This window comes from Bacillus sp. 7705b, assembly GCF_002289525.1.
Taxonomy (GTDB): Bacteria; Bacillota; Bacilli; order Bacillales; family Bacillaceae; genus Bacillus; species Bacillus halotolerans.
In genome coordinates this window covers 1-10309 of sequence record NZ_NSDH01000047.1, presented here as the reverse complement: position 1 = coordinate 10309, position 10309 = coordinate 1, and the positions used below count along the sequence as shown (strand labels likewise).

The 10309-nt window shown below is 41.3% G+C and carries 10 protein-coding genes and 1 pseudogene; 5 read left to right on the top strand and 6 right to left on the bottom strand.

Annotation, left to right across the window (positions count from 1 at the left end; genetic code table 11):
- Positions 1-16 precede the first annotated feature (16 nt).
- The gene (locus CJU60_RS18025) at positions 17-898 is read right to left on the bottom strand and encodes a glycerophosphodiester phosphodiesterase (RefSeq protein WP_095714522.1); all 882 of its coding nucleotides are present in this window, start codon (positions 896-898) and stop codon (positions 17-19) included.
- 98 nt (positions 899-996) lie between these two features.
- Positions 997-2331, bottom strand: coding sequence for a glycerol-3-phosphate transporter (glpT, locus tag CJU60_RS18020; protein ID WP_095714521.1), 1335 nt, complete (start codon positions 2329-2331; stop codon positions 997-999).
- 282 nt (positions 2332-2613) lie between these two features.
- Here glpT and CJU60_RS18010 point away from each other — a divergent pair, with 282 nt between their 5' ends.
- The 3 genes from CJU60_RS18010 to CJU60_RS18000 all read left to right on the top strand — a co-directional run bounded on the left by CJU60_RS18010 (position 2614) and on the right by CJU60_RS18000 (position 5124).
- Entirely contained in the window at positions 2614-2862 is a 249-nt protein-coding gene (locus CJU60_RS18010) for a YbeF family protein (RefSeq protein WP_024120055.1), read from the top strand.
- Positions 2863-2956: 94 nt separating this feature from the next.
- The gene (locus CJU60_RS18005; protein ID WP_095714520.1) at positions 2957-3874 is read left to right on the top strand and encodes a bifunctional helix-turn-helix transcriptional regulator/GNAT family N-acetyltransferase; all 918 of its coding nucleotides are present in this window, start codon (positions 2957-2959) and stop codon (positions 3872-3874) included.
- Positions 3871-5124, top strand: coding sequence for an MFS transporter (locus CJU60_RS18000; protein WP_095714523.1), 1254 nt, complete (start codon positions 3871-3873; stop codon positions 5122-5124). Before CJU60_RS18005 ends, CJU60_RS18000 begins: the two co-directional genes overlap by 4 nt.
- 26 nt (positions 5125-5150) lie before the next feature.
- Here CJU60_RS18000 and CJU60_RS21460 read toward each other — a convergent pair whose 3' ends face one another.
- From CJU60_RS21460 to CJU60_RS17980, 4 genes and pseudogenes are all read right to left on the bottom strand, one after another.
- Complete coding sequence (locus CJU60_RS21460; protein ID WP_141243801.1) at positions 5151-5576, bottom strand: hypothetical protein; 426 nt, start codon at positions 5574-5576, stop codon at positions 5151-5153.
- 66 nt (positions 5577-5642) lie between these two features.
- Positions 5643-5984 (bottom strand): annotated as a pseudogene (locus tag CJU60_RS17990) (glycoside hydrolase domain-containing protein); the annotation flags it as partial.
- A gap of 24 nt (positions 5985-6008) precedes the next feature.
- A complete protein-coding gene (locus CJU60_RS17985) occupies positions 6009-6929 on the bottom strand; it encodes a DMT family transporter (RefSeq protein ID WP_095714519.1) in 921 nt (306 codons plus the stop codon).
- Entirely contained in the window at positions 6926-7753 is an 828-nt protein-coding gene (locus tag CJU60_RS17980; protein WP_095714518.1) for an AraC family ligand binding domain-containing protein, read from the bottom strand. The genes CJU60_RS17985 and CJU60_RS17980 overlap by 4 nt, the downstream gene beginning before the upstream one ends.
- A 1223-nt stretch (positions 7754-8976) precedes the next feature.
- On the opposite strand from CJU60_RS17980, the gene CJU60_RS17975 reads away from it, so the two are divergent.
- Complete coding sequence (locus tag CJU60_RS17975; protein WP_095714517.1) at positions 8977-9408, top strand: transcriptional regulator; 432 nt, start codon at positions 8977-8979, stop codon at positions 9406-9408.
- A 224-nt stretch (positions 9409-9632) separates the two neighbouring features.
- Positions 9633-9905: a phage holin gene (locus tag CJU60_RS17970; protein WP_095714516.1), complete on the top strand. Its 273-nt coding sequence runs from the start codon at positions 9633-9635 to the stop codon at positions 9903-9905.
- Positions 9906-10309: the final 404 nt, after the last annotated feature.

The window sequence follows — 10309 nt, the reverse complement described above, 5'->3', positions numbered from 1 at the left end:
CGCAAGGTTTTTTCTTTTAATAACCCTTTTTTACTTTGTGGAAGAGGTCAGGATAGTTGGTGAACACTCCTGTCACTCCCCAGTCCAGCAGGCGGCGCATATCTGCTTCTGTATTGACTGTGTAAGGATGCAAAAGCAGACCGTGGCTGCGGATCATGCGGACATTTTCTGCATTCAACGCTTTATAATCCGGACCTGCGCCGACAGCGTAGGTTTTGATTTCCTCCAAATCAGCATCTGTCATTGAAGCTATTTGCTTTGCTTCCATCAATTGAACAGTCGGAAGGTTAGGCTGTAATTGATGAATTTTTAACAGGCTTTCTTTGCTGAACGATTGGATGATCACTTGGCCGCGCTTTGAATGCTTGCTTAGCAGTTTATGCTTCTGTAGGGAAGCAATCAGTTTTTCCTCCATGCCTGGATAGGTGTCAGGCGATTTTGTTTCAATGTAATAGTTCGCATGTTTGCCAAAACGGTTTAATACCTCTTCTAATGTAGGAACTTTAAGGCCGGCGTACTGTGGCTTCGCTTTTGCCGGGTAAGCTTCATTAAACCAAGAGCCGGCATCAAGTTTCTTAATCTCCGCGAGCGTATGATCCTTCACCCAGCCCGTGCCGTTTGTGGTGCGGTCCAGTTTTTCATCGTGCATAACAATGAGTTGCCCGTCTTTTGTCATCTGTAAATCCAACTCAATATAATCGGCTTTCATTTTCTGAGCGGTTTCGTAAGACAGGATCGTGTGCTCAGGCACATATCCGGAAGCCCCTCTGTGCGCGACTGTCAGGATACGGTCAGGAGACAGCAGGTTTCCTTTTGAGGCTGCTGAAACTGGTGTAACCATAAACGACAGCAAACCAAAAGATAGCAGAACCAAAGCTAGTAATCTATTTTTTCTCATCTTTTCTTCCTCCTTATGAACAAGCAGTAACAGCTTTTATGTTAGAAAACGGATGTAAATGGCATGTTGGAAAAATATTAATCTTTTATAATCTTTTCTTAAACATGCTCCGCCCGTTTTCCCGTATTCCATGTCAAAGCCAAGAACACGATGGCCAGTATACAAGATGAGATCAGCATGATGAAGCCGCCGTTCCAATCAAATCGGTCAACGACAAATCCCATAATCGCGTTTGCGAAAGCAGACCCGCCGATGTATCCGAAAAACCCGGTCAAACCAGCTGCAGTTCCGGCTGCTTTTTTCGGAGCAAGATCAATGGCTTGCAGACCGATGAGCATCACAGGTCCATAGATTAAGAAGCCGATGCTGATCAGAGCGATGTTGTCTACCAGTGGATGGCCGGCCGGATTCAGCCAGTACACCAATACGGCAATGAAAACACCTGCCATAAACAGAACGCCTGCCGGTGCGCGGCGGCTCTTAAAGAAGCGGTCGCTGATCCAGCCGCACAGGATCGTTCCCGGTATGCCGGCGTATTCGTAAAGGAAATACGACCACCGGGAGTCTTCAGGAGAGAACCCTTTGGCTTCTGTTAAGTAAGTAGGCGCCCAGTCCACTACGCCGTACCGCACAAAGTAAACAAATACGTTTGCAAATGCGATGTACCAAAGAAACTTATTATTAAGTACATATTGAAAAAGGATTTCTTTTGTCGTTAATTCTTTTTCTTGATCTTTGAAAGCGTGTTTTGGATAGTCGTTCCGGTACTCTTCAATTGGCGGAAGCCCGCAAGATTGAGGGGTATCCCGCACCAAAAGGACAATTAAAAATGAAATCAGAATCGCAATAACGGCAGGGAAGAAAAATACACTTTTCCAAGTGACAAACATAGCAATCCCAAGAGTGACAAGCGGAGCCAGAATTCCGCCGCCAATGTTGTGAGCGACATTCCAAATCGACATCTTCGTGCCGCGTTCACTAATAGAAAACCAATGGGCCATCGTTCTGCCGCATGGAGGCCAGCCCATTCCTTGGAACCATCCATTGATAAACATAAAAATAAACATGATGGTGACGCTCGAAGTTACCCAGGGCATAGAAACAAAAAGAATATTAACAATTGCAGATAAAAATAAGCCTGTCGCGAGAAAATACCTCGGGTTGCAGCGGTCGGACACCATGCCCATAATAAATTTACTAAAGCCGTACGCAATGGATACGGCGGCCAGCACCAATCCAAGCTCGGTTTTTGAAAAACCTTGTTCCTGCAGATAAGGAATGGCAAAAGCAAAGTTTTTCCGCAGCAGGTAATAGCCTGCGTAGCCGATAAAAATACCTAAGAATACTTGCAGCCTGAGCCGTTTATAAGCTGCATCCGTCTTTGAATCATCCAGTCTCTCAATGTGCGGAGCCGGTTTAAATAAGTGAAACATCAAATCATCCCCTTTGCTGTTTGTGTTGGATGTGTGGCGTGCCCTCCTTCTGAAAAACAAAAAGAGCCAGAAAACACCCCCTTGTCAAAAGGGGTGGAATTCCTGGCTCTCCTCATCTCCATCCAAGCTATTAACTTATCGTGATAGCGCTTTCTTAAATTATCATAGTCTGGAGTGAATGTAAACGGGTAATTTTAAATTGTGTGAAAAAGTAAATGTTATCCTTTTGGTAGTTATGTTTTTTTACAAATAACATAAAAATCTGGGGGGAGGCTGTTGCAGGTGGATAAATTAGATATCGCATTCGGCATTTTACCGTTAGCAATTATTGTGTTATCGGTCGCCGGGACTTATGTTTGTAAAAATGTATATATGATGCCGTTAGTTAGTTTGATCATTTCTCTCGTGCTTACGTTTACGGTTTTTAATCAATCTTTTTTGGGATGGGCCGTTGTCTATAGCTTGTTTTCGCTGATTTTATCGTATATTACATTGATGGTGTTGAGGAAGAGGAAGGCATCTGGAAAATGAAATTTTCCTCCGCTTTTTTGACATATCGTTGACTATAGCAACTATATGTGATTATAATTGCTTTAATCAACGATATAAGAAAGTGGGGAGAAGTTTGAAAACCAATGAATCAGCAACGGGCTTAAAATTCAGAAAGTTCAATCGTTTTTACACGAATGTTCTTGGCTTCCTTAACGAACACATTTATGACAGCCCGTTTTCCTTAACGGAGACACGGATTTTGTTTGAGATTTACAATACGCCAAATTGTACGGCGAAAGATCTTCAGGATAAGCTGGGGCTTGACCGGGGATATGTCAGCAGAATACTGAAACAGTTTGAAAAAGAAGATTTGATTTATAAAGAGAAGAGCAAAGCTGATGCCCGCCATCATTATATATATGTGACGGAAACGGGGGAAGCCATTTATAAAAAGCTTGAGAAGAAAGCGAATGAACAGGTTGAGCTGATGCTGAAGGAAATCGATGATGAAGAGCAGCACAAGCTTGCGACGGCTATGGAGGAGATTGAAGCCATATTGTCTCAGTCGCTCTCATCCAGGTCATCAGGCATTTCAATCAGAGATTATTATCTTTCGGATGATATTCACCTTCTCATTGAAAAGCAAAGGCAATTTTATGCAGAGACTCATGGCTGGGATGATACATTTTTAGCTTATCTCCATGAGACATTTGACGCGGAAATTGAAAAGATATGGATCGCGGAAAGCGGCGGAAAATTTGCAGGCTGTGTGGGATTGGTCAAACAAGATAAAAAGACGGTGCAGCTGAGATGGTTCTTGGTTGATGCCGCGTTTCGAGGCAGAGGGCTGGGCACGCAACTGCTTGAGCATCTCGTTACATATAGCAGAGAGAGGAAGTTTGAACGGATTTTTCTTTGGACAGTGAGCAGTATGGCTGAAGCCCGCCCGCTTTACGAGAAATTTGGATTCAGACTGAGTGAAGTGAAAGAAGAAACGCCATTATGGGGACAGCATCTGACAGAAGAACGATGGGATTTAGAGCTGTCATGAAAAGACTCCACTATGCTTGGATCATCGTTTTTATCACCTTTTTGATTTTATTGGCCGTACAAGGTGTGCGCCTGTCGTTTGGTGCGTTTGTCGAGCCTTGGGAGCGGGAGTTTTCGCTGGATAGGGGCACTATCTCGCTGATTTCAACGCTGAGCTTTATTGTTTACGGGATATCCCAGCCTGTGATCGGGCGGCTTGTGGACAGATGGGGCGCACGGGCAGTTTTATCATGGAGCACGTTACTGACCGGGATCAGCATTTTCTCGACATGTTTTATCACTTCACCGTGGCAGCTTTTTCTGCTTTACGGGTTGGGGGTGTCACTCGGAGTTGGCGGAGCGTCGAATGTAGCAACAAGTGTGCTGGTGGTGAATTGGTTCAGCAAAAAGCGCGGCCTTGCCTTTGGAATCATGGAAGCGGGCTTTGGAGCGGGGCAAATGCTGCTGGTTCCCGGCTCGCTTATGCTGATCCATTGGTTTAGCTGGAAGCTGACGGTTGTGGCATTGGGGTTGCTGTTAATGGTCATTGTCCTTCCGGCAGCCCTTTTATTGCTGCGAAATCATCCTTCAGAAAAAAATGAAGAGCCGATCGGCGGGACTGCTGAGGAGGAGTTAGAAACAGGATCAAAAACCAAAGCAGGCTCAGTAACCGCGATGTTTCGTATGAAGCAGTTTTGGCTGTTGATCCTTCCATTTTTAATCTGCGGCTTTACGACCGTCGGGCTGATGGATACCCATTTGATTCCCTTTTCTCATGATCACGGTTTTTCTACGACTGTTACGAGCGCCGCTGTCAGTCTGCTGGCCGGTTTTAATATCGCTGGTATCTTACTGTCCGGAATCATAGCGGATCGGTGGAGCAGCCGGAAAATCCTCTGTTTTTTATATGCGGTGCGCGCGCTGTCGATTGTGATTCTGATTTACAGCCACGAACCCTACTTGCTTTTAGGCTTTGCGGTTCTGTTTGGATTGGTGGACTTTGCAACGGTAGCGCCGACGCAAATGCTTGCCACCCAGTACTTTCAGAATTACTCGATCGGCCTCATGATCGGCTGGCTGTCACTTGCCCATCAAATTGGCTCTGCCCTCGGAGCGTATGTGCCCGGCGTCATTTATACCGTAACAGGTGAGTATACGCTGGCTTTTTATTTATCGATTGGAATGCTTGTGCTTGCAAGCGTGATGAACGTGATGCTGAGGGAGCCTGCGGCGATGAATCGTGACAGTGCGGCTGTGATGGAGAAGGTATAAGAGAGAAAAAGCATCTCTGGCGAGGATTATTCAGAGATGCTTTTTTTGTATTTTTGTTCTAATACGAAGTCGATCATACCGACAATGCGGGTGTTTTCGGATTTTTGTTTGAAGCGCTCAGAAATTTGAACTTTTCTTGAAAATGGAAAAACAATAGACACCCAAAAAAGGCCGATCAAGGCAAAAAACATTTGTACAGATAGTTCTATTAATTCATTAAAACGAGTGCTGAAAAAATAAATATATAAAGTTACGAATGTCACGAAACAAACGATTTTGACGGTGTGTTTGAATGTAAGCTGGGGCTCGCTAAAGAATACTTTTAGCTGATTCAGCATGATAGAATCCTGTTTGTTTAGAAAAGCCAAGATTTCTTTATCATTTTCCTTGTACTGTGTAATTGTTTCGGCTGTTTTTACGGTTTCTTTAAATGTTTGTTGATTTAGAGTCATCCAGTATCCTCCTTAAAAGTAAAGCACTACATGAGAAATGATATAGACCCATGTAGTGCTGATATATTATTTATTTGCAGAAGGGAATAAAGCTAAAAACGCACTTATAAAAGCTACGGCTCCTCCTACTGCTAAGGGGTCAGGTATAGCTGTTATCAAGACAGCAACTCCTAATACAGCAGCTGCTCCAAATGTTATAGAAAGAGTAGATTCCCAGTCTGTCGGGTATACTTCCTCAGTATCTGATAAAGTAAAATACTTCTATTTTATTTTAATCGTAATCGTATTCGTAAGTCCAGTTGTAGTACTGTCACCTACTGGAATATCAGGCGTATAGATTTTAACTACAATATTTAACGATGGAGCAGTTAGATTTACATAAACCTCCAAATAACCATTACGTACTGACTAGAGATGTTTGTGTTTGCACCGTTAAGCATCCATATTACATCCGTTCTCCATCAGCTTCGCTTTCGGTTTCAGCTCTGAAATGTAAAGTCCTAACAGTGTAAGCGCCCCTCCCAGAAGAGCAATCCATGTCATTTTTTCCTGCAGAATCAAGATGGAAGAGATGATTGTGATAACCGGCACCATGTAAATATAAGCGCTGGATTTCACGGCGCCGAGCACGCCGACCGAGTAATTCCATGTGGCAAAGCATAAGGCGGAAGCGCCGATGCCGAGGTAAAGCATGTTGAGTACATTTGAAGCGGTTGTAAAGCGGCTCGGGTCAAGATGGAAGTCAAACAAGAATAAAGCGGGAATCATAAACAGCAAACCGTACAAAAATACTCTTTGTGTCAGCTCGATGATGTGATAACGGTGAGCGCTTAATTTCTTCATAAATATCGAATAAAATCCAAACACGAGAGCGGCTGCGGCGGCTAAGATGTCCCCGAGCGGCTTCAGGTGAAGCACGACATTACCGTTGAAAGTAATCAATAAAAGCCCGATCAGCGCTGCAGCGAATCCGATGAAAAAAGTCAGCTGCAGTTTTTCCCCTTCAAGCAGAAAATGAGCCAGAACCGCAGTGATCATCGGAATAATGGACACAATCATGCCAACATTGGATGCGTATGTATACGTGAGCGCTATATTTTCTAATAGAAAGTATAAGGTCACGCCAAATAAACCTGCTCCGGCGAACAACAGCTCCTGCCGCCAGCTTTTGAACGGAATCATTTTAGGACGTACAAGGATCAGAGCAATAAAGCCGATCAAAAACCGATAAAATAATATTTCCATCGGAGTAAAGTCAGCCAGTAGAACTTTTGTCGAAACAAAGGTCGTACCCCAAATCAAAATGGTCACAATTGCCGCTGTATGGCCGGCAGTTTCTCGTTGAATGATCATTTTTGAAACTCCCTTTCGAAAATCTTCATGTATTGCTTCGGCGTCAGCCCCACCTGACGTTTGAAAAACTTCGTCATATGGCTCTGATCGCTGAATCCTGTCTGAAATGCAGCATCAATCGGTCTAACCCCTTGTTCAAGGAGTTTTTTTGCTTGATTAATACGGATTGTCTCCAGGTAGCTATTAGGCGTAATTCCTTTTTGTTTTGTAAATGAACGCAATAAATGATATTTGCTCCAGCCTGTTAGTTCACTCAAATCATTCAGCGTGACGTTCTCGGCATAATGTTCTTCTAGAAATCCGCAAACCATTTTGACTTCGTCGGATGGTTCAGGAATGCTGTTGAGGAACGTAACGTCTGAATAACGGCGGATCAGCTCTTCCAGTAAATGAAGAAACAGCTCCTCCTTGCGCAAAGCCTGCTTTTCCTTGGAAATCAGAATGTGCAATTCCTGCAGACTGGATGTCAGCTCATGGCGGAATAACACATGGTGGGAGAAATAAGGGAGATGCCCGGCGCCAGTAATCTCTTCCACCGCCTTCTTCATGACATCCGGCATCACATTGATACACCGATAATCGAGCGTGCGCCCGTCAATCTGCTCACAGCTGTGCGTGTCACGGGGGTTAAAGAGAAGAAGATCACCTGGATTGATGATATATTCTTGATTTTGACAGGACAGGTACCGCTGCCCTTTTTCAATAAAACCAATCACATAATAATCGTGAAAGTGATTCGGGAATTTTTGCATAATCCCCTTGAAGCGGTAGGCTTCTATATTAAGGTGCGGATCAAGGTGCAGTGTTCGGGTTTCGTTTTGCATAGGATGCCTCCTGTCGGTGTGGTGGTCTTGGGTTAAGTGTAGCATGAATTTGGGGGATTTCTTGTATGATGTTGCTGCAGGACAAGGAGAAAGCAGACCGTTACTGGTCTGCTTTCTTTTCCGTCAGTCATGAACAGGATTTCTTATGTCTCATCCCAAATAATGTCTCATAAATCCGGCAAGTCAGCGTAGCCATATTGCGGTAATAGATGAGACATCCTCATTTTTAAAATTTCTATATGAATGCATTCTAACAGCGTCTAGAAGAGAGCAGGAGATCATCAAATATTCTCTCTTATGCGCATTGATTTCACCTGAGGCAACATAACTCGTTATTTTAAGCACCTAGTAGAGAAGTTAATTTACATATATTTTCAGTATGATGGTTCTAATGATGAACGATTCAAATTTGTTGTGGATGCATGGACCTTATGATGATGCAGAAGACGAAGAGCAAGGTATTTGTCGTCCACCCATCTACCGGGTAACCAACAGTCGCTATGCGATTTTCTAAAAGTAACTGCCCCGTCGCAGTCGTAATTGTCAATAAGCGCCATGTCTAAAATGCTTTACTTTACCTGTACTGGCAGGATCATTTTACTATCTTGTCAATTTCCACTTTGAATGAGGATTAACTTTTTTCGGTTTAGAAATGGACTAAAGACATGCACCGCCTTTTCTTCTTCATGGAAACTTCGCACTCTCGTCATCAAAGTCCAGGAGACCTCTTAGATTTTAGTTTATTCGGAAAAATCAACACTTAGAAAGAACACATATTCATTTGTGATTTCTAGCCCATAAAAGAAGCTGAAATGGAAAAGCACTGTATGTTTGTTTACTGTTTTTCCACTTCAAGGATTGTCGAGAGTCGGACAATAACCGCGTTTTCATAGAGAGTGTTTACAAAGCTTTTGAGACTCACTATAAAAAGTCCCGCATAGGCTTTCTCCAATTCTTTTAGGTCTTTTGTTTACGTAAAAATTAACATTTGGATTATTTTTAGAGTTTTCAGCCATAATGAGGTTACAAATATTAGAGATGAAAGAATTTTTTACAATTAAAATAGGTATATAGGGATGAATCTAAAAACATATGAAAGGATGAAAGTAGGTTTCTTTTAACAAAAATTCCTTGTTTTTTTCCATGCCACACTTTTTTGAATATAATTAATCTAAGTACAGAACAAACGTTCGATTTTTCTAGGAAAAGAAAGGTGATTGCATATGTATACACTTCAAGAAATTAGTAAACCTAAAAGAAAAAAACTAGTGAAAAATATTGAGAAGCACTTAAAAAACTACAATAATTATAAAGTTGCCATCCTTAATCTAAGTAAACAGCTTGAATTCATAGCTTCAAATGATAACATGGAAATCTTTACAGAAAGCGTCGATGATGACTGTGAATTTCAGGAATCTGTAAATAAACTCGCTAGCGAGTTACAGCATATCCAACTTGTTAAAGATTCAATTGATATCTCATTATCAGAATTAACAGAACTAGAGTATAAATTTGTTGAATACCGTTATTTCAAGAATTGGACTATCGAAAAAAGTGCGCTAGAGATTGGATATAGTGATAAAGCATTGTTTGTAATACGTAATCAGGTAATGGATAAATTATTGATCAGCTTAGGAAGTGTTGTTTATATGTAAAACTAGATAGAGTTTTGCAATACCAGATTTGTGTACATAAATATCTTTGAAGTTAAAGATAGAAGTATAACTAGTTACATAAAAATACTTCTACCTTTTTCTTTTTCTTCAAAATAATCTATTATTATACTTTTGAAAAGTTAGTTTTGATGACTTACAAGATTCCACTAGCAATGTATTTTTGTAAAATAGCACTAGATTTCGAAATTAAAGGAGATTTGATGATGGATAAAGGGACATTTGTTAGAACATTCGTCTTGCTCATGGCACTCATAAACCAACTACTTACACTTTATAACAAGTCACCTCTTCCGTTAGACGATGAAGAATTAGAACAATTCGTATCTATGGTATTCACCACTGTAGCAGCAATGATAGCATGGTATAAAAACAATTACATTACAAAAAAGGGGCACAAACAAAAACAATTATTGGAGGAGGAGAAATTAACTAAAGTCAAAAAAAATAAGCATAAGACCTGTAGCTCTCCTAAATAGGGGGGCTTTTTCTTTATATACTAGAAAGAAGTACATAAAATACAATACAGAATATTTAAAGACCGGGTTCTCTCAATTATTATTACTTTGCTCATTGATAGAATACAAATCATCTTTGTCAGAACTAACCAAAGAGAGTGAAAGGTAGGAAATTTATAAAATGAATGAAAAGGGAAACAAAAGTCAATTACAATCTTTAAATAGCAGGGTACACTGCTTTATCAACCTATGCCCAAGAGCCTAAGGTCAAATACTTTTTAGGTTCTTTTTTTTATTTTTATAGGAGTTTTAGCTTACTTAATGAGTACTCTTAAACCTCATTCTAGATTTAAGATAATTATGTACTCTTCCTCATGAGGACTAATAAAAAAATGGAGGGTTTATTATGGTAACAACATATTCAA